Below are 25271 nucleotides of genomic sequence, written 5' to 3'. Positions count from 1 at the left end.
GACTTTGCTTTGTATCCTTATGCTGTTCATAATGGTTGATATGCTGTTTATTGCCTTGCTAGAGTCATTCTTTGCAAAAAACTCTTGGAGTTCACCGATAATATATCTATTTTTGTTCATGGCTAAAGGGTGCTATATCCTTTGTTTGGCGACATTAATATAGTGATAATCATCGAATTATCAAACTCTTTAGCCTTTTTTATTACATTATTTGAGTACTTGCGAAACTTGAATAAATTATATGCAAGTGGAATGTTTTCTCAATTTAGTTTTATATTTTTGCGGTCATAAAGAGTTACCCAAATAAGCAAAGCGATGCAGACCACGGCAATTAGGACGGTTGCCAACTCATTACCCCAAAACGAGGTAATTCTCCTAACTCTCTTGATTTCAAAGAGATATATTCCTAATACAGATTTACGGAAAATCTGCGGAAATACCGCATGAAACGGGAGAAATGACACGGGATGACTTTGTTGATGAATACCAAGGCTGTATGTTTTTAGTTACTTTACCATATACCTCTTATATAGATAGTTTATCCATTCCTTTTGCTTTTCAGAAGAAAAATATTGACTCATCATTTCAAATAATTTTTCGTAGGTCAGAGCGTTAAAACAGTCTTTACCTTTTGGTGTGAGTAAAGATTTGTATTCAGGTACTGCGTATTGGTGAAAATGAGTATTGCCTTGTGGGTAAAGGTGGATATAATGAAAATGTTGTATATCACCTCTCTCAATCATGGAAAATCCTAATAAATGGTTACGCCATATTTGTCTGAGATGGTGAGCCTTAAGAAATATTTGTATATCTAAATCGGAAATAAAATATCCTGATTTATAGGTCATTTGATTATATCGTCCGGTAGTGTCTTTTATGTCCTTCTCTTCTTTTTCACCGATTGAATAGCCATTTTCTGTGTATTTTACTTCTATGCCTATAGCTCCTTTTTGATTGCTATCGTCCAGATATTCAATATATGTATCAAATGAAGTACCATCATTCAGATACATTGCTTTGTCTGCATATCCGGCAAATTCAATATAGATGTGAGTGATACTCGAAATACCACCTCCAATGATTTCATTAAACAACAGTTTAGCATTTTCCAAATCTTCTTCCATTGGAACAAATAGGTTGTATGGTATGTGTTCGCTGCGCAACATATTTGAGAATAAAGCAGATGTACCAAATTTCTTAACTTTCTTCAGTATCAAATTTCTGTATGTATCACAGAATATCAAGCCTTGTCGGGCTGCACTTGGGCTTAATATGACTTGTGGGTATTTTTCTTCATAGTAATCATTCAGAATATTCTCGCAAAAAGCAAATTGATGTGCTCTTGCTTTAGCTTTGAATGCATCATCGTAGCGGTAGGTTTTATCTTTTGGGAAATTTGAATTGTCTTTATTCATGGTTTATAATTGTTCAAGTTACATGTATTAATAGTTCGGAAGATTTTTCTACAAAAATATACATTCTCGTTTAAGTTCTTCATGAAAAAGGATATGAATGAGCTTCGAAATAAGAAAAACAATTTTTGAAATCCTCTAATAGATGTTTCATATTTTTTGAATATGTTTTTCAGAACAGCCTTTTCGCTGAACTGGAAGTTCCGGATGATAAAACGGGATTACGGCTTATGTTCCATTTATATTTGTGTGAATATCTTTTTGTCAAAATGATAATTCAATTGCATCAGATTCGCGAAAATCCGGATAGAGGAACAGATACTTGGAAAAATGATAATTTTGCAATTTTATACTAAATCAAAAAGAAGGTAAATGTGGTTATTTATGTGGGTTTTGTTTTATAATGGTTTTATAAACTGAATATTGTTTGGAAATATCGAAAAAAAGTAGATTTTATGATATGGTGAATCTTGATTCCGAATCAATCGTTTTAGAGCAGAAACGTATGTTTTTCAGTCCGATTTCAGCATTAAAATAAGACATGCTCAAGTTTTAAGTGAGATGACAGGGCATCTTAATCAAGATAACAGGGAGTCTTTCTTGAAATGACTGTTTGTTTTTATCGGTTCATTTGTTAATTACTAGATTTGATTTTAACTGTTCCGGTAATTTAATGGATAAATCATCAAATAGAAATGATAAGTCCGTTAACACTTCATTCTATTTTGAGTGTTTTATTTGATGGGTAGGATAGCAAAATGGTAGAAATTTATTCTTTTTAATATGAAATACTTTTATTTGGTGTTATTGTGATTTATGGAGCTTTGGTGTTCCGGAAAGAAAGTTCCTGAAAGTTTCTTTTCTGAATTCAATTGTCAGCATGGGATGGGAGGCAGGCAGTTTATGCTTCAGATTTTTGATTCGGACAATCTTTACCGGATGTAAAGTGAAAATTCCGTTATTTTTATCGTTTCCTGCCAAGAAATTTGTAAGTTTGCGACTCAAACCGCTAGGGGAGATTAAAAACTTTAAAAGATAAGATATGAAAAAATTTCTGTTGTGTGTGGTGGCTTTGTTGTCCTCTCACGTTATGCATGCCCAATATTTCTGTTCGGAAGAGGGAACCGAGTTACGTTATGTGAATTATGACGGTGCCGGGCAAGGTATTTCGGATGAAAACATTACTGTAACCAATGTCAGCAAGGAAGGAAATATGCTGAAGGCCTGTTACTTTGATAAGATCGTGACCACTAAAGTAAAGGATAATACTACTTATACATTGTATAATTGGAGTTACGACGGTGAAAAGACCGTTTGTGCCGAGGATTTGATGTATGGGCCTTACATTGATTCAGATTCTGATCCGGAGAGCTACAATGAACAGGCGCGTATGCGTATGCTGGATGAAAAGAAATTCAACGGTGACAATTCCTGGTCGTTGGCTGAAAATGCGGCTGCCGGTTCTTCCATGTCGGACCGGTATTATGAATATATTCCGAAAATGTTGAAAACAGAAGTGACTATTTCCGGAGGCTCTTGTCTGGGAGAAGAACAGGTCAGTACGACAGCCGGAAAATTCGATTGCGTCAAAATCTCTTATTTGAAGCGTACCAAAGTGGTATTGAAGACCACTACGGTCCGTGTGACTGAATGGTATGCCAAGGGAGTAGGGCTGGTAAAATCGGAATCATTCGATTTGAAAGGTAAACCGGCAGGTAAGACTTTGCTGGTCAAGATAACCAAAAAATAATTTTGTTCTTTTACTACATGTAAATGGGATGAGACTGCGAAGTCGAGTCCCATTTTTTTGCGGTCAGGTAAAGATTTGTGCATTCTTTTGTACCTTTGCCCGACAAGAAAAAGAGAAATGAAACAATCAGTCAGGAAATGGAACAGGTAAGGAATCGGATAGAGACATTGTTGGCGAAACTGAATGAGCGGGTATATGGCAAGGAACATGTCATTGCCTTGTCGTTGCTGTCGGCTATGGCCGGTGAGAGTATTTTTCTGTTGGGGCCTCCGGGAGTGGCCAAGAGTATGGTGGCCCGTCGGTTGAAGCTGGCTTTCCGACAGGGAGAAGCATTCGAGTATCTGATGTCCCGTTTCAGTACCCCGGATGAGCTGTTCGGTCCGGTTTCCATTTCGAAACTGAAGAATGAAGATACATACGAGCGTCTGACGGCGGGGTATCTGCCTTCGGCTACTGTGGTCTTTCTGGACGAAATCTGGAAAGCCGGTCCCGCTATCCAGAATGCACTGTTGACGGTCATCAATGAAAAGATTTACCGAAACGGCCAGTTCTCGGTGAAGGTTCCGATGAAAGGACTGATAGCGGCTTCGAACGAGCTGCCGGCACTGGGGCAGGGACTGGAAGCTTTGTGGGACCGTTTCCTGATACGTCTGCTGGTGACGGGTATTTCTGAACCGGCCGATTTTGACCGGATGATTCTGGCTACGGATGAATCGGACCCTGTTGTCGATGAGAAACTGGCTGTATCCGATGTGGAATATGTCGGTTGGCAACAGCAGTTGGCAGAGGTACGCGTACCGTATGTTGTGTTGGAGGTCATTCATGGCGTGAAGGAAAAGATAGAAGAATACAATTTACAGTTGCGGCAAGATGAAGGGACGGACAGACCCTTGTATGTATCCGACCGTCGATGGAAGAAGTTGGTCAAGCTGCTGCGTACAGCTGCTTTTCTGAATGGTGCAGAGGAAGTACACTTGTCTGATTTGTTGCTGCTTGCTCATTGTCTGTGGGATGAGGTGACACAGATAGATACGGTAACCGAACTGGTACAGAACGCTGTCCGTCAGAGTGCTTCGGGCTACCTGCTGAATCTGACGGAGGTAGACCGGGAACTGAAGATCTTGCGTAGGGAACTGGATTCGCAGGCTACGGTACGCGAGAGCCATGATCCGGGACTGCAGCTGGTGGACAACTATTATTACCAGGTAGAGCGGGTGCGTATGGCCGGCCGGTTGCTGATGTTCGCTTCGGATTACCAGCAGTTGGATGATACCGGAAAACTGTTTTATCTGCATAAGGACAAGTATAAGACAGATTGTTTCATCCTGAAAAAATATGATTTATCTATGCGGAACAAGGTTCCGCAGAATAAAATCTATACCGTGAAGCGGGGAAGGCGTTCGGTCTTTATCAACCAGTATGAATATCCGCTGCTGTGTACGCCCGATTGTGTTCCTCTGCCTCCCATCGAGGTGCATCCCGAAGAAGATATTGCAGCCCGTTTCCGACAAATCGGTACACTGCTGGATAGGGTGGAAGGCAGTTGTAAGGAATGGGCAGATACAGAGGCTGCCTATTGCCGGGAACATTTGTTTCTGGATGATAAAGAAAAGAAGGCTTTGCTGAAGATGTTGGATTATCAGTTGGCCGATGTAACCCGTTATCGGAACGAATGGGAGGAGTTGAATCATGCATACCGGAAAGAGAACCAGGAATATCCGTCTGAAAGAACTGAAGACAATCTATTGGGAACGGCTTCGCGCTAAGAGTTTTGCCCGGATGGACGAGGCGTTGCAGAACCGGACGGTATTACCCCGGGAACTGGAACAGGAAATCTGGGATTATTACCGCCGGACAGTGCCTTCCTTGCAGGAATTCTATTCACGTTATACTCCGGAATGGGAAGTGTTCTTCGAGCAGGAGTCCGTGTCACCGGTTTACTTTCTGGCTTTTCTGAAACAGATGAAGACGGCTTTCCGCAAGCGGTACACTTTATCGGAACTGGATATTACTTATTACATCGAACGGATGGAAGCATTGCCTGCCGACAGTCCGGAGCGGAGGCAGCTGCAGGAATTCTTTCTGGATAAGTGGCACGAACTGCTCACAAGAAAAGAGTTTGATTATCAGTATCAGCATATCGATGCCCTGTGCAGTGATTTTATTGTATTGGATACATCGTTGGGCGAAAAGACGGAAGCGGCACTCAGCGGCTCCCGTGTCCGGTGGCTGTTGCTGAATCATCCGCAACTCTACCGGATAGTACAACCGTACGAACAGCTGATGGAGCGTCATCCCAAGATACAGGAACTGGTCAGTCTGTTGGGGAAGAAGTACCGGGGGGAGAAAAGACGTTTTGACCCACAGGCTGGTATACAGACCGACCAGTTGGTACATCATGCCGTACAAAGTGACATCCAGGGAGTAACTTTGGGTGATAACCTGAACAGTCTGCTTCCCACGGAGTACTGTTACCTAGCGGATGAGGCCTTGTATCCGTTGTTTGTGCAGCGTTATGCCGAGAAACGGTTGCAGCAGTTCGACTGCCGTTCGCAGGAAGATGCGTCGGTACCGTCTCGGAACCGGACTCCAAGCAGTGGACAGGGACCCTACATTGTCTGCATCGATACGTCGGGTTCCATGCAAGGGGATCGGGAGCGGCTGGCCAAATCGGCTCTGTTGGCCGTTGCCCGGCTGACTGAAAAGACTCACCGGAAATGCTATGTCATCAATTTTGCCGAAGAGATAGCCTGTATGCTGATTCAGAATCTCCGTACGGATATGCCCCGGCTGGTGGATTTCCTTCAGCAACGTTTCGACGGGGGGACGGATATTCTTCCGGCCATGACGGAGGCTTTGCAACTGCTGCGTACCAACGGTTGGAAGCAGGCGGATGTGGTGATGATTTCCGACTTTGAGATGCCTCCTGCCTCGGAAGAATTGTTGAAAGAAATACAGCGTGCCAAACGGCAGGGGACTTCGTTCTATGCACTGGTATTCGGTACCCGTCCCGAGATGGATTATCTGGCCTGTTGCGACAAGTATTGGGATATGTGATACCGGAACGTCATTTTGGGTTCCATCGGAGCCGTCCGTCTGTCAGTTCCATTTTTTCTTCCGACAGCAGGTAGTGGAGAACTTGTTGGATGTGTTTCTTTTCCCAGCTTGTTTCCAGTTGTTCGCACAGAGTGGGAACGCTTATGGAATTTTCCTGCAGCAGCTCTTCTATTTTTCGGGCGATTTCATCGAACTCATTCCGTTTGACTCCGGAATCGTGTTTTTGCAGGCATACGTCGCAATGCCCGCAGTTGTGCTCGTTTTTTTCTCCGAAATAATGGAGAAGCATGCGGCTCCGGCATTTGTCGTCGGTTTCGGCATACGAAAGCATGGCTTCGATGCGCTGAATGTAACTTTTCTTCCGGTCCTCGTATACTTCATTGCTCAAATGGATACGGTCGGTTTCCTGCCGTTCGCGGGTATAGATGATGTAGGGGGTCTTTTTCCCGGGGATGTAATGCAGGATGCGACGGCGGGTCAGGAAGACCAGGGTTTCGTACACCTGTTGTCGGGTCAGTCCGGTACGGCTGGCCAATGAATCTTCGTTGATATAGGCATAGTCGGTAAAAACACCCGTATACGAACGCAGGATGGTACGCAGCAGTTTCTCCGTATCGGGGTTGTTTTCCTGGATGCGGTACAGTTCATCACGCCTCAGCGTGAAAATCAGCCGGGAACCGTTGTCCTGTTCGTCAGTATATTCCAGGTATCCGGCACGGGTCAGGATTTTCAAGGCACTATCCACCTGGATGGGAAAATGCTTGAAGTTGTGGCAGAACTCGTCGATGTTGAAAGCGTACGTACATCCCAGTCCGTCGCCCATAGCCATCTGGTAATAGAAGTTGATGTCCTCGTAGACTTTCCGGATATAGTCTTTCTCCGGGAAGGTGTCTGAAATCCGTTTCCGCAGTATGGTCGGGTCGCTCTTGGCAAAAAGCAGGACGGCGTAGGCTTTTTCTCCATCCCGTCCGGCACGGCCTGCTTCCTGGAAATAGGCTTCGGGAGAATCCGGAAAGTCGATGTGTACCACCAGGCGGACATCCGGTTTGTCGATACCCATGCCGAAAGCATTGGTGGCAACCATGACCCGGTGCTCTCCGCTCAGCCAACTTTTCTGTCGGGCATCCTTGGTCTCGTTGCTCAGCCCGGCGTGGTAGAAAGTGGCGGTAATCTCCTGTTGGTTCAGCCACTGGGCCACTTCTTTGGTCTTTTTCCTATTACGAGTGTAGACAATGGCCGAACCTGCTACCCGGTTCAGGATGTGCAGCAGCTCTTCGGCCTTGTTTTCGGTACGCCGGACAATGTAGGCCAGGTTCTTCCGTTCGAAACTCATCCGGAAAACATTTTCTTCGCGGAAAGCCAGTCGGGCCTGGATGTCTTTCACTACTTCGGGCGTAGCGGTAGCGGTCAGCGCCAAGACAGGAATGCCCGGCAACAGTTTGCGTACTTCCGCTATCTTCAGGTACGACGGACGGAAATCATATCCCCATTGTGAGATACAATGCGATTCGTCCACGGTAATCATACTGACTTTCATGCTCCGCAGCTTGATGCGGAAAATCTCCGTGTCCAGACGTTCGGGGGAAATGTAAAGGAATTTGTAGTCGCCGAAGATGCAGTTCTCCAATGCGATGAGGATTTCTTCGCGGGTCATTCCCGAGTAGATGGCCACTGCCTTGATGCCCCGGTCGCGGAGGTTGCGTACCTGGTCTTTCATCAGGGCGATGAGGGGAGTGATGACCAGGCAAAGTCCCGGTTGGGCAAGTGCCGGAACCTGAAAGGTGATGGACTTTCCTCCACCCGTAGGCATCAGTCCCAGGGTGTCACGTCCGTCACCGATACTGGTAATGATAGCTTCCTGGATTCCCCGGAAGCTATCGTATCCCCAGTACTGTTTCAGTATCTCTCGGTAATCCGTCATGGATTAATGTCGGCTTGGTTTGATGTCTTCTATCTGAAGCTGGATGTCTCCCCGCTTGTGGGTGTTTTCTTCGATGGTATAGCAGATGTTGAACGATTGCTTGGTCTTGATATACCGTGCCTGCGAACTCTGTCCGAAGGCGATACCGTTCATTACGTTGTTCGATTTATTGTCTACCAGTTCCAGTTTGATGTGTTCCTGTTCGCGGCCTACCACCTTGCTTGTGCCGTAATCGTATACATTCAGGGTAGCGAAAATCGGCTTGTGGTTGTCCGGACCGAACGGGTTGAACTTTTTCAGGTCGAAGAAGAACTTCGGTGTGATGTCTCTGAAATCCAGCTGTGCATCGATGTCGATGGTAGCGTTGGTCTGCTCCGGCAGAATGTGTTCGGTTACATATTCCTCGAACCGGCGGGTAAATTCAGGAACATTCTCTACGTTCATTGAGAGTCCGGCAGCATACGTGTGCCCACCGAAGTTCTCCAGCAAATCCCGGCAATGCTCGATGGCCTTGTAGACATCGAATCCCGAAACAGAACGTGCAGAACCTGTAGCCAGATTGTCGGTACGGGTCAGTACTACAGCCGGACGGTAATAGATTTCAGTCAGTCTGGAAGCGACGATTCCGATGACTCCTTTGTGCCAGGCTTCGTTATAGATGACAATGGAACGCCGTTCGGAGAGGTTTTCCAGGTTGTCTACTATCTTGTTGGCCTCTTCGGTCATGCTCTTGTCCAGGTCCTTACGGGTCTCGTTGTAGCGGTTAATCCGGTTACTTTTCTCCAACGCCGATTTGAAATCCTTTTCTATCAGCAGGTCGACCGCTTCCTTGCCGTTCTGGATGCGTCCCGATGCGTTGATACGGGGACCTATCTTGAATACGATGTCACTCATGGTGATTTCCCGTTCAGACAGTCCGCATACATCGATGATGGCTTTCAGACCTACGCTCGGATTGGTGTTCAACTGTCGCAGGCCGTGGTATGCCAGGATACGGTTTTCGCCCATAATCGGTACAATGTCCGACGCAATGCTGACAGCAACCAGGTCGAGCAGGGGAGTCAGCTGGTGAAACTCGATGCCGTTGCTCTGTGCGAACGCCTGCATGAATTTGAAACCTACTCCACAACCCGACAGGTGGTTATACGGATACGTCGAATCGTCCCGTTTCGGATTCAGGATAGCGGCGGCTGCCGGAAGTACCTCGTCCGGAACGTGATGGTCACAGATAATGAAGTCGATGCCTTTCTCTTTGGCATACGCAATCTCTTCTACGGCTTTGATGCCGCAGTCCAGTACGATGATCAGTTTCACACCGGTCTCATACGCATAATCTACTCCCTTCTTCGATACGCCATACCCTTCGTTGTAACGGTCGGGAATGTAGTAGTCGATGTTCGAATAGAACTGTTGAAGGAATTTGAAAACCAATGCGACGGCTGTTGTTCCGTCTACATCATAGTCTCCATATACCATGATACGTTCCTTTCTGCCCATGGCCAGATTCAGCCGCTCTACGGCTATATCCATGTCTTTCATAAGGAACGGGTCATGCAACTCACTCAGTTGAGGGCGGAAAAAGCGTTTGGCTTCGGCTGCCGATGTAATGCCACGTTCCCGTAGGAGGTGACACAGGATGGGGCTGATACCGATTTCTCTGGATAAAGCCCGGGCAGCTTCCCTTTGTTCGAGAGTGGGAGGTTGATAGTTCCATTTGTAATTCATTATATATGTTTTTTTTCTTTCTTCTTATCTCTGAATAACAGTCTGTTCAGTGACGGCAGAAATAACGGCAGACATAGGGTCTGAAAATAGGGATGTCGTCAGATGCTATTCACGTGTAAAGGTAACAAAAAAGAAAGAAAAAATCGGCTTGTTCCACATTAATTTTGTAGAACGAGCCGATTAATTATTTATAATCAGTCTATTTTAACGAATTATAAACCTAACTTTTTGGCGATGTCTGCCGGGATGGCATCTTTGTGAACCAGGATGTTGATGGTCTTATAGGCTGCGAAAGCTTTAGAAGCATACCAGATGCCTTTGTATTTACCGCTCTCACCCCATGAATTCTTTACCATGAAGTATTCTTTTCCGTTCTGGTCCTTGGCGATACCGTAAATCAGCATACCATGGTCATCGGTTGTTTCCCAGTTGTCGAAGGCTTCCTGACGCATTTCCTGGGTAACGGTGATTTCAGGCAGTGGTTTGCTGGTCAATTCCTTGCGTTTGTCAGCCTGGCTCAGACCCAACCAGTGAGCCATATCCGAACCGGTCAGTTCCGCACCTTTTTCTACATCCGGGCATACAGCTACACCGTCGCGGGTAAATCCTTGTTCGCTGACATCGGCTCCCCAGGCAAAGGTATATCCGTTCTTGACGGCGTTGTCCATAACGGCCATCAACTCGTCAATCGGAAGGTTGTATGACAAAGCATTGCGCCAGTTATCTTGAACTTCTACATTGAACTGTGTATAGAACGGATGATGTGTGAATGAAGTCAGAGAAACATAATCTTTCATGTTCAGTCCCAAAACTTCGTTGGCAAATGTCTTCGGAGTGTAAGTCTTACCTTTGTAAGTGAATTCCTGTGGACATGCTCCCAGGTATGTATCGTAGATAGCACTTACGCCGTTCTTCCATACCGGACTCAGTTTGCTTTGTTTACCTTTACCGATAGCTTCTACATACGCACCTGCTACAGCATCCAGTTCATTGTGGTTAGGCAGTGAGTCGCCGTATGCGATACCCGGCATAGCTTCCTGCGGAACCATTCCGTAGTTTTCGTAACAGTATACGGCATCGGCAAAGCTTCCGCCCGGAGAGAAAGAAGCGTCTCCGTGATAACGTACATAATTGGTTGCACGGTCCTGCATGGTCTTGTGTACAACAAACATCTCAGACAGGTCGAATTCACCTTTTCCCTGACGGAGCAGTTCTGATTCCAGGAAACCGATGGAAGAGAATGACCAGCATGTGCTGGAACGGTTCTGGTTCTTGATGGAAGTAATCGGGTTTTCCTTGACAGTAGTGAATACGAAACCTTCTTCGGCTTTGTCTTTCTTCGGACCTTTCGCATAGACGCTGGTAAAACAGAGTCCCAAGGCTGCAAGTGCAATGAATTTGTTCATGGGTTGTTTTTAGTTTTTAGGGTTATGATTGATTTGAATTATTCGTTCATGATGGCTTCTACTTCTTCGACGGTTATCGGAATCCGTTTTTCGCCGGTGAATCTGGAACCTTCCGGTGTAATCAGGATATCATCTTCCAGACGGATACCTCCGAAGTCTTTGAATTTCTCTATTTCGTCGAAGTTCAGGAAGTCCGTATGCTGCTTTTCGGCCCGCCATTTGTCTATCAAGGCAGGAATGAAGTAGCATCCCGGTTCGTCGGTAATGACAAAGCCTTCCTGCAGGCGGCGTCCCATGCGCAAGGCTGAGAGACCGAATTGGGTAGACGGCTGCACCTCATCGTCGAAACCTACATAGTTCTGACCCAGATTCTCCATGTCGTGTACATCCAGACCCATCATGTGTCCCAGACCGTGAGGCAGGAAGAGTGCATGTGCTCCGGCGGCAACGGCATCGTCGATGTCTCCTTTCATCAGGTTCAGGTCTTTCAGGCCTTGTGCCAGTACTTTGCAGACTTCAAGGTGGACAGACTTGTAGGTGATGCCCGGTTTTGCCAGTTCCAGCGCTTTGTCATGACAGGCTAAAACGATGTTGTAAACGTCCCGCTGACGGCTGGTGAATTTTCCTCCTACCGGAACAGTACGGGTGTGGTCAGAGCAATAATAACTCATCAGTTCGGCACCGGCATCTGTCAGCATCAGCCGTCCTTCCTGTAAGAGTTGACTGTGGTCGTGGTTGTGCAGCGTTTCTCCGTGTTGGGTCAGAATCGTGGCAAAGGAAACCATTCTGCCGTATGAAGCGGCGATTCCTTCCAGAATACCGGCGATGTATTGCTCAGATACTCCCGGTTTGCACAGACGCATCGCTGCTGTATGCATTTCGTAACCTACGTTGCATGCCTTGTCGATTTCAGCGATTTCACAGGCTTCCTTAACGGAACGCAGGGAAACGATGGCTTTAATCAATTCTACAGAAGCATGACTTCGGGTCATGGAAGCACGGATGCCGGTCAGGTCTTCCAACTGCATCATCGTATCGTGACGATAGGGAGGAAGAAAATGGATTTTCCGGCGCTGAGAGATGGCTTTTCCGATGAAATCTTTCAGCTTGTCGGTAGGGAAGCTTTTGCTAACCCCTACTTGGGCTGCCAGTTCTTTGATGCTGGGTTGAGGTCCCATCCAGATAATGTCATCCATATCTACATCATCGCCGAAGAAATAATCTTCTCCGTTGTCGGCGTCAATGATTCCCGCATATCCGGGGTGAGACTGACCGAAGAAATAGATGAAAGAACTGTCCTGACGATACTTGTATGTGTTATCGGGGTAATTGGCAGGAGCTTCGTTGTTACCTAAAAGGAGGATGATACCGCTCTGTATCTTTTCCCGTAAAGCCTGACGGCGTTTCTGGTAGATGATGGAATCAAACATAAAATCTTAATTAATAGTCCTTGTTATGTCAACAATGATGCAAAAATAGTAATAATTTTAGATAAAAAATAGGCTTGTCAACGGAAAAATGTATATTTGCGACATTATATCGCAGATGGACTTGTTTATTCATGCAAAAACTGAACAATTATGATGGTAAATTTCCGGAAAATGGGACTTGTGCTGGAAGGTGGAGGTATGCGTGGTGTCTTTACCTGTGGCGTTTTGGATTATATGATGGATCAGGGTATCGAATTCCCGTATGGAATCGGTGTCTCTGCGGGGGCGTGTAACGGACTTTCCTTTCTGTCCCGACAGCGTGGCCGCGCGAAATACAGCAATATCGATTTGATGGCGAAGTATCACTATATCGGCTTGAAGCATTTGTGGTATCAGCATAGCATTCTTGACCAACGTCTGTTGTATGAGATATTCCCGGAGGAAATTCTTCCTTTTGATTATGAAACCTGTTTCCGGAATCCTATGCGATTTGAAATGGTTACTACCAATTGTGTGACCGGACGTGCCTGCTACCTGGAGGAACATGCGGATAAGGAGCGGCTTGTACAGATTGCGAAGGCTTCGAGCAGTCTTCCGTATGTGTGTCCGATAACGTATATAGACGGTCGTCCGATGCTGGATGGAGGAATTGTTGATTCGATTCCGGTACTTCGTGCCATGGAACAGGGGTACGAATACAATGTTGTAGTCCTGACCCGGAATAAAGGTTTCCGTAAGACGGAACGGGATATACGGGTACCTCGCTTCATTTACCGGCGTTATCCACGTCTGCGTCTGTTGTTGAGCCGGCGCTGTGAGGTGTACAACCAGCAGTTGGAAATGGTGGAGAAATTGGAGGCAGAAGGGAAGATTCTGGCCATTCGTCCTGAAAACAAGGTTACGGTGAACCGGATTGAAAAGGATATCAAGAAACTGACTGCCTTGTATGAGGAAGGATACCGGTGTGCGGAGAAGGTGTTGAAACCGTATCTGGACCGTGAGAAATAAGTTGCAGTAGGGCAGGAGGATAAGTAGTGCCCGCATTTCCATGTAGTGTCTGATTATCGAAATCTATAAAACAAAAGCAGCGGACGGAACTGTTTCACAAACAGAACCGTCCGCTGCAAGTATATATCAACTTTTTGTGTTATTTGGCGAAGCTGACCGCACGGGTTTCACGGATAACCGTAATCTTGACCTGTCCCGGATAAGTCATTTCGTCCTGAATCTTCTTGGCGATTTCGGTAGAAAGGCTTTCCGTCTGTTTGTCGTCAATCTTGTCGGCTCCTACAATGACACGGAGCTCACGGCCTGCCTGGATGGCGTATGTCTTGGTAACGCCCGGATAAGACATGGCTAATTGTTCCAGATCATTCAGACGTTTGATGTAGGCTTCTACAATTTCGCGGCGTGCACCCGGACGTGCGCCTGAGATGGCATCGCAGACCTGAACGATAGGTGCCAGCAGGCTGGTCATTTCGATTTCGTCGTGGTGTGCACCGATAGCGTTGCAGATATCCGGTTTTTCCTTGTATTTCTCTGCCAGTTTCATACCCAACAGTGCGTGTGGCAATTCCGGTTCTTCATCAGGCACTTTACCGATATCGTGCAACAGACCGGCACGTTTGGCTTTTTTCGGATTCAGTCCCAGTTCTGAAGCCATTACTGCACAGAGGTTGGCTGTTTCGCGGGCATGCTGTAACAGGTTCTGTCCGTAAGAAGAACGGTACTTCATCTTACCGATGATTCGGATCAATTCCGGATGCAGACCGTGGATACCTAAGTCGATGGTGGTACGTTTACCGGTTTCGATGATTTCATCTTCTACATGTTTGCGTACCTTAGCTACCACTTCTTCGATGCGTGCCGGATGGATACGTCCGTCAGTTACCAGTTGATGCAGGGCCAGACGGGCAATTTCGCGGCGAACCGGGTCGAAGGCAGAAAGTACGATTGCTTCCGGAGTATCGTCTACTACGATTTCTACACCGGTAGCGGCTTCCAGCGCACGGATGTTACGTCCTTCGCGGCCGATGATACGTCCTTTGATTTCATCGGATTCAATGTGGAATACGGTAACAGAGTTTTCGATGGCTGTTTCGGTAGCTACCCGTTGGATAGACTGGATAACGATGCGCTTTGCCTCGCGATTTGCGGTCAGTTTGGCATCGTCCATGATGTCGTTGATGTATGATTGAGCCTGTGTCTTGGCTTCTTCCTTCAGGGATTCTACCAGGCGTTCTTTCGCTTCTTCGGCAGAAAGTCCGGATATGGCTTCCAGCTTTTCCCGTTCCTTAGACTGCAGGACGTCCAGTTCTTCTTTCTTTTTCTCGATGATGACCAGTTGTGCATCCAGGTTTTCCTTGATGGCATCTGTTTCGTTCCGTTTGCGCTGCAGTTCCTCGTTTTTCTGGTTCAGCACCATTTCGCGCTGTTTTAGCTTGTTTTCTGCCTGCTGAATCTTCTGGTTGCGTATAGCTACTTCTTTTTCCAGGTCGGCTTTCTTGTTCAGGAATTTTTCCTTTACCTCCAGCAACTTGTTTTTCTTTATCACTTCGGCTTCGTTTTCAGCCTCTTTCAGGATGTTGTCATATTTCGTTCTCAAGCCATGCTTGAAAAAGATATATGAGAGAGCACCTCCCACCAGGAAGGTCACTACGGCTACGACAATTGTTATACCTATACTCATTTTTCTTTAATTAAACATATAATAAAAAAGCGCACAAACCTTCAGTCGGACCGAAATCCGGCTTCAGCTTGTGCGCGATATTTCTTTGGTAATAACCTGAACGTTATTCAAAGTCTTTCCTGATGCAGTCATCAATGTCCTTTTCCAGCTGTTTCAGCTTGTCCAGGTATGGCTGTGTATCATTACGGTCTTTCAAGGAAACATTTTCAAAGGCCAGTTCCAAGGCTGCCATTGCCCAATGTCTTGCCGTAGTGAATTCAGGATACATCCTGCGGTATTTGTTCAGCTTATAGTCAATCTGACGGGCAGCTTCGCGGTACAGCACTTCTTCCTCCCTGCGGATAGTAAGCGGATACCGATCGTTGTCAATCAGTAGGTGAATCTTCATCTTGTCGTCCATATGGAATCCTTTACCGGTTAATTTTCAAATCATTCATTCAGCAAAGCGATACATTTGTCGACTTCACGCACAAGTCTCGCCAACCGTTGCTTGGTATCTCTGAGTTCACTGTCATTGATACTGATTATGCGAGCCATTTTCAGGTTGGTGTATTGTTCTTCCAATTCTTTCCGGCTGTTTTCCAGACGTGCCAGTTCTGCTTCCTTCTGGGAAAGAAGCTGGCGAAGGGAGACGTTTTCTTTTTTCAGTTCATCGTACAGGAACATCAGATGTCTCAGTTTTCCTTCGAAAGTATTTATTAGCCTTTTGTCTTCTTCCGTCATCAGTACACCAAAATTGTATACAAATATAGTGGATTGGTAAGAAACACAAAAATATTTGCGTGATAATTTCGCATTTTTATTCAGAATTGCAGTTATTTTTTTCTCTTGGGAGTCTTGTCTTTCTTGGTTTCACGATTTCTTTGTATTTTTGCCGGGCACTGAGGTGACATGAAGTGCAAATTCAATACTAATATTTAAAACAAGTGAGTTTATGTATACGGTTATCAAACGCATGGAGGTGTCGGCATCTCATCGGTTGAATCTTTCTTATCGGAGTAAATGCGAGAATTTGCATGGTCACAACTGGATTATTACGGTGTATTGCCGTTCGGAGGAGTTGAATGCAGATGGAATGGTCGTGGATTTTACCCATATCAAGGAAGTGGTGATGGGGCAACTTGACCATCAGAATCTGAATGATGTCCTTCCTTGTAACCCGACGGCAGAGAATATCGCCCGTTGGATATGCGATCGTGTTCCCCATTGTTTCAAGGTAGAAGTACAGGAGTCGGCAGGAAATACGGTGGTTTATGAGAAAGATTAATGAGATATTCTATAGCCTTCAGGGAGAAGGCTTCCATACGGGTGCACCGGCTGTATTCGTTCGTTTTTCGGGGTGTAACCTCCGTTGTGGATTTTGCGATACCCGTCATGAAACCGGGGTGGAGATGTCCGATGAAGAGATTCTGGCCGCAGTGCAGAAATATCCTTGCCGTACGGTGATTCTGACAGGCGGGGAGCCTGGGTTGTGGGTAGATGAGGCATTGGTGGATGCGTTGCACCGCATCGGAAAATATGTCTGTATCGAGACCAACGGTACCCGGGAATTGCCTTCCGGTATTGACTGGGTGACTTGTTCGCCGAAGGAGAACGCTCCCGTCCGGTTGAAACGGATGGATGAAGTGAAGGTGGTTTATGTAGGGCAGGACGTTTCTGCGTATTTGTCCTTGCCGGCTTCCCATTATTTCCTGCAGCCTTGTTCCTGCCAGAATACGGCCGAGGTGGTAGCTTATATTCTGAAACACCCACAGTGGCGTCTGAGTCTTCAGACGCACAAACTGATTCATATCCAATAATATCTAACAACAGAAGAGGTTCCGTCAGATTATTGTACGGTCTGACACAACTGCTTGATTTGCTCTTCGAACTCTTCGCGGTTTTTAGCACGGTTTCGCACAGAAGTACGGTAGTTGTAGATGGTTTGAGGGGAATAGAACATCAGCGTGGCTATGCGTGCGCTGTCTCTGATTCCCATACGTACCAATGCAAAGATACGCAATTCTGTATTGAGAATGTCTCCCTTCTGTGGATAGATTTCTTCACCCGGGCGAAGCAGCGCGTTGAATTCAGTAATGAAGGTCGGATAAAGTGTCAGGAAGGCCGTATCGAAATTCACGAAGAAACGTTTGGTATCGGCCTCGGACATTCGGGTACTGTTCTGTTTCAGCAAGTCGTCTGCCTGTTTGGCCTTGACTTTCCGTTTTACCAGTTCCTGATAGCGGTTAAGCTTGTCTATATACGAAGCGCACAGGTCCAGAAACAGACTGACATATTCCTCGCGTATATGGTTGGTCTTGAGAAGTTCGTCGTTGAGGTTGGTCAGTTGCTGGTTGAGCTCACTAAGAGCCTGCTGGGCATGGCTGACTTTCTTTAATTGTCGGCGGATAACTATCAGTGAAACAATCAGCAGCAGGGTGAGGGCACTGATGAATATGACGGCGGCGGTCAGGTGCTCTCTTTCTTTGACGGTTTCCTGTTGGTAGGCATTGACGATAGCCGGAAATTTCCGGGCGATTTCCAGCATGCGTAGTCGGTTATTGTAGAAAGTAGCATCTTCCATGGAATACTGCAGATAGCGGTTGGCCCGTTCTATCCATTCGGGTTTCTGCCGGAAGATGTGGAGGGCCAGTTCCTGGAGTGCCAGGTTCTCTTTCAGTGAGCCTACATTGTCGGAAATGGCAGACAGTATCAGGTAGCGTTCATATTCCTCCAGGCGTCCTTGTTGATTGTGGGCGAATGCAAGGCCACAAGTAATCTGCGCATACAGACGGCTGTTGACCGGAAGACCTTGAAGTGCTTTCTCGTATGCCTTTTGGGCCCCGGTCTGGTCTCCTGTACGTGCCTTGTATTCTCCCAGCCAATAATAATATTCATTGCTTCCGGATGGCAGTACTTGTAGTAAGGAATCGTTGTAAAGGATTTCCTTTTTCCGGTATTGGGGGGCGAAATATTCATCGTCTGTATACTCTTTCCAAACGCTATAGACCCATTCGTAGGCTTTGTAGTAGTCTACTATCAAGGTACTGTCCAGGTCTTCTTTATGAATGGACTGTAATTGTGAAAGAGCCTGTGAGAAATAGCCGGTCGTTGCCAGCAGATTTGCACGGTCGATGCCGCACTGATTCTGCTGTAGGATGGATTTGTTACGTAACGCCATATCTTCTGCCATGTCGATGTAGAAAAGGGCGGAGTCGGCCCTATAGGTCAGGTATTCCTGGTAAAGGGTCTGATAATGGTCGAAGCGTTTCTGGGTAGACATGTCAGGGGTGATAAGATTCTGTATGCTGTCAATCCGTGCTTCTTTCTGGCGGTCAATAGCGCCTCTGCTGTTGAGAGCTTGCTCCAATCTGCGGTACAGCTGTTGAAGGTTTTCTGTAGCATTAACTGTTTGAACCGGAAGGATCAGAATGAGGAGATAAAGCAGGTTCTTCATGGGTTTGGTTTTTATTGTTCTGTATGGCAGGTAGCAAAAATAACGAATATTTATTGATTATACAATTCTTGCGGGATATTGTTCGAAATAAATAGAAAGTTGGTTTCTACTCTATCTTATCTATGTAGTGGCCAATAGCATCTGATTATTAGTTGATTATACGATTTGATTAATATATAGGCTCTACTTTATGTCTACTGATGCAACTGGAAAATGATGCCTGATATTATATTTGTAAATATAAATCCGGATACTTTGGAAATCGGTCCTTTATATTCTTGAATAATCTATAACCATATTTTTACAATACTGAAAATCTTTAATTACCATGAAACAATTGATTGTATCGGCAGCCTTACTGTTGTCCGCACTGCAAGTAGGTGCAGCCGAAAAGAAGGTGTTCCGTATCTCTACAGAACAGACGGACCTGATTCTTCAAGTAGGTGACAATGGGCGTCTTTATCAGACGTATTTGGGTAAGAAACTGTTGAACGATGGCGATATCCAGAATTTCGATTGGGATATTTATGCCGGAACGGATGCCAGTGTCAGCCAGCGTGGCTGGGAAGTGTATAGTGGTTCCGGTAATGAAGAGTTCTTCGAACCTGCTATTGCCGTTACACACAATGACGGAAACAATTCCACTTATTTATATTATGTTTCTTCCAGTACGGCTGCCGTGGATGGAGGAACACAAACCACCATCAATCTGCGTGATGACAAATACCCGGTAGAAGTAAGTCTGCATTATGTGGCTTATCCGAAGGAAAATGTCATCAAGACCTGGAGTGAAATCAAGCATCAGGAGGCGAGTCCGGTAATATTAAGTACATACGCTTCTACTATGCTTTATTTTAACAGTACTTCTTATTATCTGACAGAATTCAGTAGTGACTGGGCCAAGGAAGCTCAGATGAGTAGCCAGCAGTTGCAGTTTGGTAAGAAAATTATTGATACAAAACTGGGAAGCCGTGCTGCCATGCACACACATCCGTTCTTTGAAGTAGGGTTGGGACAACCTGTGGCAGAAAATCAAGGGGAGGTCCTGATGGGAACATTAGGCTGGACGGGTAACTTCCGTTTTACTTTCGAGGTAGATAATGTAGGAAATCTTCGCGTAATTCCGGCTATCAATCCATATGCTTCCAATTATGAATTGAAAAAAGACGAGGTTTTCACGACACCGGAATTCATTTTTACATTGAGCTATGATGGTGCTTCGCAGGGCAGCCGTAACTTGCATGATTGGGCACGCAATTATAGCCTGAAAGATGGAAAGGGCAGCCGGTTGACATTGTTGAATAACTGGGAGAATACCGGTTTTGATTTTGATCAGGAGAAACTGGCCGAACTGATGAAGGAAGCAAAACATCTGGGAGTCGATATGTTCCTGTTGGACGACGGTTGGTTTGCCAACAAGTATCCGCGTAAGGATGATAAGGCCGGACTGGGTGACTGGGAAGTAACTCACAGTAAATTGCCGGGCGGTGTTCCTGCATTGGTAGACGCAGCTAAGGAAGCTGGTGTAAAATTCGGTATCTGGATTGAACCTGAAATGGTGAATCCGAAAAGTGAACTGTTCGAGAAACATCCGGACTGGGCTATCCACGATGAAAATAGAGACCGTTATTATTACCGTAACCAGCTGGTACTCGATTTGAGCAATCCGGAAGTACAGGATTATGTATACGGTGTGGTAGAAAAACTGATGAAGGAAAATCCGGACATCGCATTCTTCAAGTGGGACTGCAACAGCCCGATTACCAATATCTACTCTCCGTATCTGAAGGAAAAACAGGGCAATCTGTATATCGATCATGTACGTGGTGTGTATAATGTAATGAAACGCGTGAAGGAAAATTATCCGAATGTTCCGATGATGCTTTGTTCAGGTGGTGGTGCCCGTTGCGATTATGAAGCGCTGAAATACTTCACAGAATTCTGGTGCAGCGACAATACCGATCCGGTAGAACGTGCTTATATCCAGTGGGGATTCTCTCAGTTCTTCCCGGCCAAGGCTATGTGTGCTCATGTTACCAGCTGGAACAAGAATACTTCCGTGAAATTCCGTACAGATATGGCTTCCATGTGTAAGTTAGGTTTCGACATCGGTCTGAAAGATATGTCTTCCGACGAATTGACTTACTGTCAGACTGCTGTTGCCAACTGGAAACGCCTTCAGCCTGCTGTAATGGATGGTGATCAGTATCGTCTGGTTTCTCCGTACACCAGCAACCACATGGCTGTGAACTATGTTACTAAGGACTTGAGCAAAGCAGTGCTGTTTGCGTATGATATCTACCCACGTTTCCAGGAAAAACTGATGGCTGTGAAGTTGCAGGGACTGGATCCTCACAAGATGTACAAGGTGGAAGAAATTAATCTGATGCCGGGTGTCGCTTCTACGCTGGAAGCAAACGGTAAGGTATTTTCCGGTGATTATCTGATGAAAGTAGGACTGAACGTATTCGGTTATGCTACCACTCAGAGTCACGTCATCGAATTGTCTGCCATGTAATGAATCTGCTTGAATAGGTAGTTTTAATAGTTTATGATTATGCTTGGAGCCGTCTTACCCGGGTGGGTAGGGCGGCTTTTCAAGTTTTTATTCAATCATGGTTTCAGTATGTCTTTCATTCTGTGTTAATGGAAGGGTTTCTGAGATTAGCTTTGACTGATTCTTTCAGACTGTTGATGGTCAGATGATTTGTTTAATAAGTTTCTTGTCCAATACTTTTCGAAAAGAAAACAATTCTCGTTGATGTGTTTGGTGTCTCTGGAAAATTCTTACATTTGTAAATGTTCAATTGGATATTACTTATGAAGAAAATTATTTCACTGATGTTGGCTGTCCTGATGGTGCCAATATCGTATGCACAGGAAATGAATGGGACCTGGAAAGGTATATTGAATGCCGGAAATCAGGAATTGGAAATCGTATTTCATTTCAATTATCAAGAGAACGGAAACAGTACGGCTAAAATGGATGTTCCGGCACAAGGAGCCTTGGGAATACCGGTGAATCTGAAATATCTGTCAACCGATTCTGTCAGTCTGGAAGTGTTAGCTCTATTAATGGCTTATACAGGTAAACTGACGGATGGAACGATAAAAGGAACTTTCAACCAGTTCGGTAGGTCGTTCCCATTGGATTTGAAACCTGGGGAAGCCGCGAAACCTGACCGGCCGCAAGAACCGAAATAAGAAAAACCTTATCAAGGAATATCCCGGACTGAATCATCTGTTTCAGCATTGCGAACATGATTCGGCTATGGGTTATTACAAAATTGAAGAAACCTGTTCACTGGAAGTGCTTCAGGATATAGCTGAGTGGAGCAAGAGTTTGTAATCTTTTTGTTTATTGGGGGTATAGGATAAGATGCCGGTTGACAGAAGTAGAATTCATCTATTCTGCCAATCGGTTTTTTTTGTTGGAACAGTTCAAGGAACAATGAATGCCCCTGATTTGTCCGACCCATAAACGGACAAAAGCTGCAACTTGTTCAGTTACAGCTTTCTATCACGGCACGGGAAGAGAGGCTCGAACTCCCGACACTCGGTTTTGGAGACCGATGCTCTACCAACTGAGCTATTCCCGTGTTTGCGGTTGCAAAGGTAATGCTATTTTTTGAATCTGCAAGCCTTTTGAGGGATTATTTTAACAGTAGATGCTTGTATTATCCCTAAGTCATTGAACATAAGACGATAAACCTCTGCCTTTTTTTCGAGCTTCAGCGGGTATGCGCGGCTGGAGGAAGGCATCCGGTACAGGTTCAGGGAACGGTCCTCGAAGTTGAAAGGGCTTTTCCCACCTACCGGAGGCTCGGACACTTCCAGTTGGCTGCGTAGTGTATCGGTCGCTTTCTGACCTGTAGTGACAATGGCCCGGCAGTGCGGAAGCTGTTTCAGCAGCAACGAAAGGTCGGTAGGTTCAACAATTTCCAGAAATTTATCGGAGGCGTTGTCCTGTAATCTTCTTACGGCAGAAGCCGTATCATAGAGTGCGATTCCTTTCTTTTTCAGGAAATCGATGATTTGTTCCTTGTTGAATGCTTTCCGGTCCGGTAAAAGGAAATGTTCTTTGTCATTAAAGAAAATCAGTCCGAAAATGCGCCACATATCGTTCTGCAGGTTGGGGTAGAAGAAATCCATGCTCCAGCGTTTCTGTTGCGGAGGGAAACTGCCCAGCATCAGCAGTACCGCGTTTGCGGGGAGGAAGGGTTCTAAAGGATGATTTTCTGTGGGTATGAAGGTAGTCTGTTCAGTCATGATAGAAACAGGTGATAAAAAACCTCACGAACATGTGGTGACAGAAGTCTCTGCTGCATCTTCGTGAGGAGAATAAGGTCAAAAGAGAATAGCTTAAGCCTTGGGTTTCGGCTCTTTCTTGGCCAACAGGACGATGTTATAGACATATTCCTTGATCCAGTCTTCCGAGTAACCCAGCGCATGCTGATATTGACGGATATTGGCACAGGTTTTACGTACACCGTCGTCTTTCCAGTCGGTCTTGGTCAGGATATCGTGTACGGTCTTTTCTGTCATGTTGCGCAATAACTTTGTCATCATGGCCGGCAGACGGAACTTCCACTGCATCAGATTGCCGATAAGCATCATCAGGTCTTGGCTGAAGCCTTGGAACATGAACAGGTAGTTCTTGATGTCGTTGACATTCTTGCAGTTTTTCTTGATGGAAGCATCAATTTCCTTGAAGAAACTTTCATTGATGCCATAGATTTCCATTACCATCTTCTTGCAGCGTGATTTCTCGGCGATACCCAGTTTGTTGTTCTGTGTCGGAATCTTCAGGGTACGTTTGAATACGGCCATGTCCGGCAGGAAATTGATGTTACTGATACCCAATTGTGCAGCCATCACTGCCTGGTAGTATACACGGATGAGGGTCATGAAATCTTCCATGCCGCCTACACGTACCGTTCCTTCGGCCTCTTCAGCATTCTTTTTGCCGAATAACTTTGAAAATATACTCATACTTATGTCTTTTTATTGTTTTCTGGTCTGCAAAGATAAGAAAAATAGTTACCAACATTCTAAATCCTGCTCAATATCTTTCATCCGTTCTTTATGAAAGACAGGACTTTTGATGCCTTTCCGTTTCTGCTCGAGGTAGTCGTCCAGCAGACGGAACGCGTATTTTCCCAACAGGACAATCGCTATCAGGTTACAGATGGACATCAAAGCCATGGTGACATCGGCCAGACTCCATACCAGGTTCAGACTGGCCAGTGAGCCGAACATCACCATGCCGCCTACCAGGATACGGTAAAGCTGGACCGGCCACCGGCGGGCTGTGAAGAAGCGGATATTGGCTTCGCCGTAATAATAGTTTCCCAAGATGCTGCTGTAGGCAAAGAACAAGGTGGCAATGGCTACATAGATACCGCCGATGCTGCCTACTTCGTTGGTCAGGGCAGCTTGGGTAAGCTGGATGCCATCGAGACCGTTTCCGATGTGCTCCTCGCTGAAAAGGATGATGAAGGCTGTGCAGGAACAGATGAGCAGTGTATCCGTAAATACTCCCAATGCCTGGATGAATCCTTGTTTGGCAGGATGGGTGACATGGGCGGTAGCTGCCGCATTCGGGGCAGAACCCATACCGGCTTCGTTGCTGAACAGCCCGCGTTTGATACCTTGCATCAAGGCGGCTCCGATTCCTCCTCCGATGGCCTGGTGCCATCCGAAAGCGCTGCCGATAATCTGTTCGATGACAGTCGGAATCCGGTCGATGTTGCTGAGTACGACAAACAATGCCAACAGGATGTAGCCTACAGCCATGATGGGAACAATGATGCTGCTGATGGTGGCTATCCGCTGCACGCCTCCGAAGATGATAATCAATGTAAGTACCGAGATGATGGTTCCTGACAGCCAGGGTTTCACGGCAAAGGCACTTTCGAGGGCGGCACTCATGGTATTGCTTTGTACCGAATTGAAGGCGAAACCGAAGGTGATGGTTATCAGGACAGCGAAAAGTATGCCCATCCAGCGTTTCTTCAATCCACGCTCCATGTAATAGGCGGGTCCGCCGATGTACGAATGTTTTCCTCTGATTTTAAAAAGCTGTGCCAGAGAGGATTCTACGAAAGCACTACTGGAACCTAACAGGGCAATAATCCACATCCAGAAAATAGCTCCCGGTCCTCCAACCGTAATGGCGGTGGCCACTCCTGCCAGGTTTCCGGTACCTACACGGCTTGCCAACGAGATGGTAAAGGCTTGGAACGAAGAGATATGCTTTTCGTGTCCGTTGATTTTGGCTGTAGAATCGCCTAACAGGCGAATCATTTCGCCCAACATCCGGAACTGTACGAACCGGGTTCGGATACTGAACCAGATAGCACATCCCAATAACATGACTATCAGGATGTAGGTCCATAAAATATCGTTTGTTTCGTTGATGATTTGTGAAAATAGCTCCATGGAA

20 protein-coding genes and 1 tRNA gene are annotated in these 25271 nt (G+C 45.9%); 8 read left to right on the top strand and 13 right to left on the bottom strand.

The genetic code is table 11. From position 1 onward, the window contains the following. Window positions 1-506: 506 nt before the first annotated feature. Entirely contained in the window at window positions 507-1415 is a 909-nt protein-coding gene (locus C510_RS0107090; RefSeq protein WP_018710647.1) for a PGN_0703 family putative restriction endonuclease, read from the bottom strand. Window positions 1416-2454: 1039 nt separating this feature from the next. On the opposite strand from C510_RS0107090, the gene C510_RS0107080 reads away from it, so the two are divergent. The 3 genes from C510_RS0107080 to C510_RS0107070 all read left to right on the top strand — a co-directional run bounded on the left by C510_RS0107080 (window position 2455) and on the right by C510_RS0107070 (window position 6219). After that, window positions 2455-3162: a TapB family protein gene (locus C510_RS0107080; protein ID WP_018710645.1), complete on the top strand. Its 708-nt coding sequence runs from the start codon at window positions 2455-2457 to the stop codon at window positions 3160-3162. 137 nt (window positions 3163-3299) lie between these two features. Next, complete coding sequence (locus C510_RS0107075; protein WP_018710644.1) at window positions 3300-4928, top strand: AAA family ATPase; 1629 nt, start codon at window positions 3300-3302, stop codon at window positions 4926-4928. After that, window positions 4852-6219 carry a VWA domain-containing protein gene (locus C510_RS0107070; protein ID WP_018710643.1) on the top strand — a complete coding sequence of 456 codons (1368 nt, stop codon included), beginning with the start codon at window positions 4852-4854 and terminating at the stop codon, window positions 6217-6219. Before C510_RS0107075 ends, C510_RS0107070 begins: the two co-directional genes overlap by 77 nt. Before the next feature lie 10 nt (window positions 6220-6229). On the opposite strand, the gene C510_RS0107065 is transcribed toward C510_RS0107070, so the two are convergent. From C510_RS0107065 to C510_RS0107050, 4 genes are all read right to left on the bottom strand, one after another. Continuing rightward, window positions 6230-8140, bottom strand: a complete 1911-nt coding sequence (locus C510_RS0107065; protein ID WP_018710642.1) for a RecQ family ATP-dependent DNA helicase — start codon at window positions 8138-8140, stop codon at window positions 6230-6232. A 3-nt stretch (window positions 8141-8143) separates the two neighbouring features. Beyond that, a complete protein-coding gene (recJ, locus tag C510_RS0107060; RefSeq protein ID WP_018710641.1) occupies window positions 8144-9865 on the bottom strand; it encodes a single-stranded-DNA-specific exonuclease RecJ in 1722 nt (573 codons plus the stop codon). Window positions 9866-10077: 212 nt separating this feature from the next. Then, window positions 10078-11271, bottom strand: coding sequence for a C1 family peptidase (locus tag C510_RS0107055; protein ID WP_018710640.1), 1194 nt, complete (start codon window positions 11269-11271; stop codon window positions 10078-10080). Window positions 11272-11309: 38 nt separating this feature from the next. Beyond that, entirely contained in the window at window positions 11310-12701 is a 1392-nt protein-coding gene (locus tag C510_RS0107050) for an aminopeptidase P family protein (protein WP_018710639.1), read from the bottom strand. A gap of 150 nt (window positions 12702-12851) precedes the next feature. Here C510_RS0107050 and C510_RS0107045 point away from each other — a divergent pair, with 150 nt between their 5' ends. Then, window positions 12852-13709 (top strand): patatin-like phospholipase family protein, encoded by an 858-nt coding sequence (locus tag C510_RS0107045; RefSeq protein WP_018710638.1) that lies wholly within the window; start codon window positions 12852-12854, stop codon window positions 13707-13709. Between the two features lie 139 nt (window positions 13710-13848). On the opposite strand, the gene rny is transcribed toward C510_RS0107045, so the two are convergent. The 3 genes from rny to C510_RS0107030 all read right to left on the bottom strand — a co-directional run bounded on the left by rny (window position 13849) and on the right by C510_RS0107030 (window position 16113). After that, window positions 13849-15384 (bottom strand): ribonuclease Y, encoded by a 1536-nt coding sequence (gene rny / locus C510_RS0107040; protein ID WP_025892727.1) that lies wholly within the window; start codon window positions 15382-15384, stop codon window positions 13849-13851. Between the two features lie 109 nt (window positions 15385-15493). Further along, window positions 15494-15790, bottom strand: coding sequence for a cell division protein ZapA (locus tag C510_RS0107035; protein WP_018710636.1), 297 nt, complete (start codon window positions 15788-15790; stop codon window positions 15494-15496). Window positions 15791-15819: 29 nt separating this feature from the next. Further along, window positions 15820-16113, bottom strand: coding sequence for a hypothetical protein (locus C510_RS0107030; protein ID WP_025892726.1), 294 nt, complete (start codon window positions 16111-16113; stop codon window positions 15820-15822). 211 nt (window positions 16114-16324) lie between these two features. Here C510_RS0107030 and queD point away from each other — a divergent pair, with 211 nt between their 5' ends. Together queD and C510_RS0107020 are read left to right on the top strand one after the other, a co-directional pair. Next, complete coding sequence (gene queD, locus C510_RS0107025; protein ID WP_018710634.1) at window positions 16325-16657, top strand: 6-carboxytetrahydropterin synthase QueD; 333 nt, start codon at window positions 16325-16327, stop codon at window positions 16655-16657. Next, window positions 16644-17189, top strand: a complete 546-nt coding sequence (locus C510_RS0107020) for a 7-carboxy-7-deazaguanine synthase QueE (protein WP_018710633.1) — start codon at window positions 16644-16646, stop codon at window positions 17187-17189. Before queD ends, C510_RS0107020 begins: the two co-directional genes overlap by 14 nt. Window positions 17190-17218: 29 nt before the next feature. On the opposite strand, the gene C510_RS0107015 is transcribed toward C510_RS0107020, so the two are convergent. Beyond that, window positions 17219-18826, bottom strand: coding sequence for a DUF6377 domain-containing protein (locus C510_RS0107015; RefSeq protein WP_018710632.1), 1608 nt, complete (start codon window positions 18824-18826; stop codon window positions 17219-17221). Window positions 18827-19154: 328 nt separating this feature from the next. Between C510_RS0107015 and C510_RS0107010 the strand changes: the two genes are divergently transcribed. Both C510_RS0107010 and C510_RS0107005 read left to right on the top strand, forming a co-directional pair. Beyond that, window positions 19155-21344 carry an alpha-galactosidase gene (locus C510_RS0107010; RefSeq protein ID WP_018710631.1) on the top strand — a complete coding sequence of 730 codons (2190 nt, stop codon included), beginning with the start codon at window positions 19155-19157 and terminating at the stop codon, window positions 21342-21344. A 302-nt stretch (window positions 21345-21646) separates the two neighbouring features. Further along, window positions 21647-22030: a hypothetical protein gene (locus C510_RS0107005; RefSeq protein ID WP_025892723.1), complete on the top strand. Its 384-nt coding sequence runs from the start codon at window positions 21647-21649 to the stop codon at window positions 22028-22030. A 322-nt stretch (window positions 22031-22352) separates the two neighbouring features. Here the strand turns inward: C510_RS0107005 and C510_RS0107000 are convergent. The 4 genes from C510_RS0107000 to C510_RS0106985 all read right to left on the bottom strand — a co-directional run bounded on the left by C510_RS0107000 (window position 22353) and on the right by C510_RS0106985 (window position 25267). Beyond that, a tRNA-Trp gene (locus C510_RS0107000) sits at window positions 22353-22425 on the bottom strand. A 22-nt stretch (window positions 22426-22447) separates the two neighbouring features. Then, window positions 22448-23095 carry a uracil-DNA glycosylase family protein gene (locus tag C510_RS16250; protein WP_025892722.1) on the bottom strand — a complete coding sequence of 216 codons (648 nt, stop codon included), beginning with the start codon at window positions 23093-23095 and terminating at the stop codon, window positions 22448-22450. Between the two features lie 93 nt (window positions 23096-23188). Next, complete coding sequence (locus tag C510_RS0106990; RefSeq protein ID WP_018710628.1) at window positions 23189-23818, bottom strand: hypothetical protein; 630 nt, start codon at window positions 23816-23818, stop codon at window positions 23189-23191. Window positions 23819-23866: 48 nt separating this feature from the next. Next, complete coding sequence (locus tag C510_RS0106985; protein WP_018710627.1) at window positions 23867-25267, bottom strand: alanine/glycine:cation symporter family protein; 1401 nt, start codon at window positions 25265-25267, stop codon at window positions 23867-23869. Between the last annotated feature and the right edge of the window lie 4 nt (window positions 25268-25271).

Origin of the sequence: Phocaeicola barnesiae DSM 18169 = JCM 13652 (assembly GCF_000374585.1) — a bacterium.
Taxonomy (GTDB): Bacteria; Bacteroidota; Bacteroidia; order Bacteroidales; family Bacteroidaceae; genus Phocaeicola; species Phocaeicola barnesiae.
The sequence above is the reverse complement of the archived record's forward strand: the minus strand, read 5'-3'. Positions and strand labels throughout refer to the sequence as shown.

Bases quoted from the DNA above. Each gene is read 5' to 3' on its own strand.
- C510_RS0107005 (WP_025892723.1), top strand. From the start codon at position 21,647: ATGAAGAAAATTATTTCACTGATGTTGGCTGTCCTGATGGTGCCAATA.
- C510_RS0107035 (WP_018710636.1), bottom strand. From the start codon at position 15,790: ATGGACGACAAGATGAAGATTCACCTACTGATTGACAACGATCGGTAT.
- C510_RS0107075 (WP_018710644.1), top strand. From the start codon at position 3,300: ATGGAACAGGTAAGGAATCGGATAGAGACATTGTTGGCGAAACTGAAT.
- queD (WP_018710634.1), top strand. From the start codon at position 16,325: ATGTATACGGTTATCAAACGCATGGAGGTGTCGGCATCTCATCGGTTG.
- C510_RS0107070 (WP_018710643.1), top strand. From the start codon at position 4,852: ATGCATACCGGAAAGAGAACCAGGAATATCCGTCTGAAAGAACTGAAG.
- C510_RS16250 (WP_025892722.1), bottom strand. From the start codon at position 23,095: ATGACTGAACAGACTACCTTCATACCCACAGAAAATCATCCTTTAGAA.
- C510_RS0107030 (WP_025892726.1), bottom strand. From the start codon at position 16,113: ATGACGGAAGAAGACAAAAGGCTAATAAATACTTTCGAAGGAAAACTG.
- C510_RS0107050 (WP_018710639.1), bottom strand. From the start codon at position 12,701: ATGTTTGATTCCATCATCTACCAGAAACGCCGTCAGGCTTTACGGGAA.
- C510_RS0107090 (WP_018710647.1), bottom strand. From the start codon at position 1,415: ATGAATAAAGACAATTCAAATTTCCCAAAAGATAAAACCTACCGCTAC.
- C510_RS0107080 (WP_018710645.1), top strand. From the start codon at position 2,455: ATGAAAAAATTTCTGTTGTGTGTGGTGGCTTTGTTGTCCTCTCACGTT.
- C510_RS0107045 (WP_018710638.1), top strand. From the start codon at position 12,852: ATGATGGTAAATTTCCGGAAAATGGGACTTGTGCTGGAAGGTGGAGGT.
- C510_RS0107015 (WP_018710632.1), bottom strand. From the start codon at position 18,826: ATGAAGAACCTGCTTTATCTCCTCATTCTGATCCTTCCGGTTCAAACA.
- C510_RS0107065 (WP_018710642.1), bottom strand. From the start codon at position 8,140: ATGACGGATTACCGAGAGATACTGAAACAGTACTGGGGATACGATAGC.
- C510_RS0107010 (WP_018710631.1), top strand. From the start codon at position 19,155: ATGAAACAATTGATTGTATCGGCAGCCTTACTGTTGTCCGCACTGCAA.
- C510_RS0107020 (WP_018710633.1), top strand. From the start codon at position 16,644: ATGAGAAAGATTAATGAGATATTCTATAGCCTTCAGGGAGAAGGCTTC.
- recJ (WP_018710641.1), bottom strand. From the start codon at position 9,865: ATGAATTACAAATGGAACTATCAACCTCCCACTCTCGAACAAAGGGAA.
- C510_RS0107055 (WP_018710640.1), bottom strand. From the start codon at position 11,271: ATGAACAAATTCATTGCACTTGCAGCCTTGGGACTCTGTTTTACCAGC.
- C510_RS0106990 (WP_018710628.1), bottom strand. From the start codon at position 23,818: ATGAGTATATTTTCAAAGTTATTCGGCAAAAAGAATGCTGAAGAGGCC.
- C510_RS0106985 (WP_018710627.1), bottom strand. From the start codon at position 25,267: ATGGAGCTATTTTCACAAATCATCAACGAAACAAACGATATTTTATGG.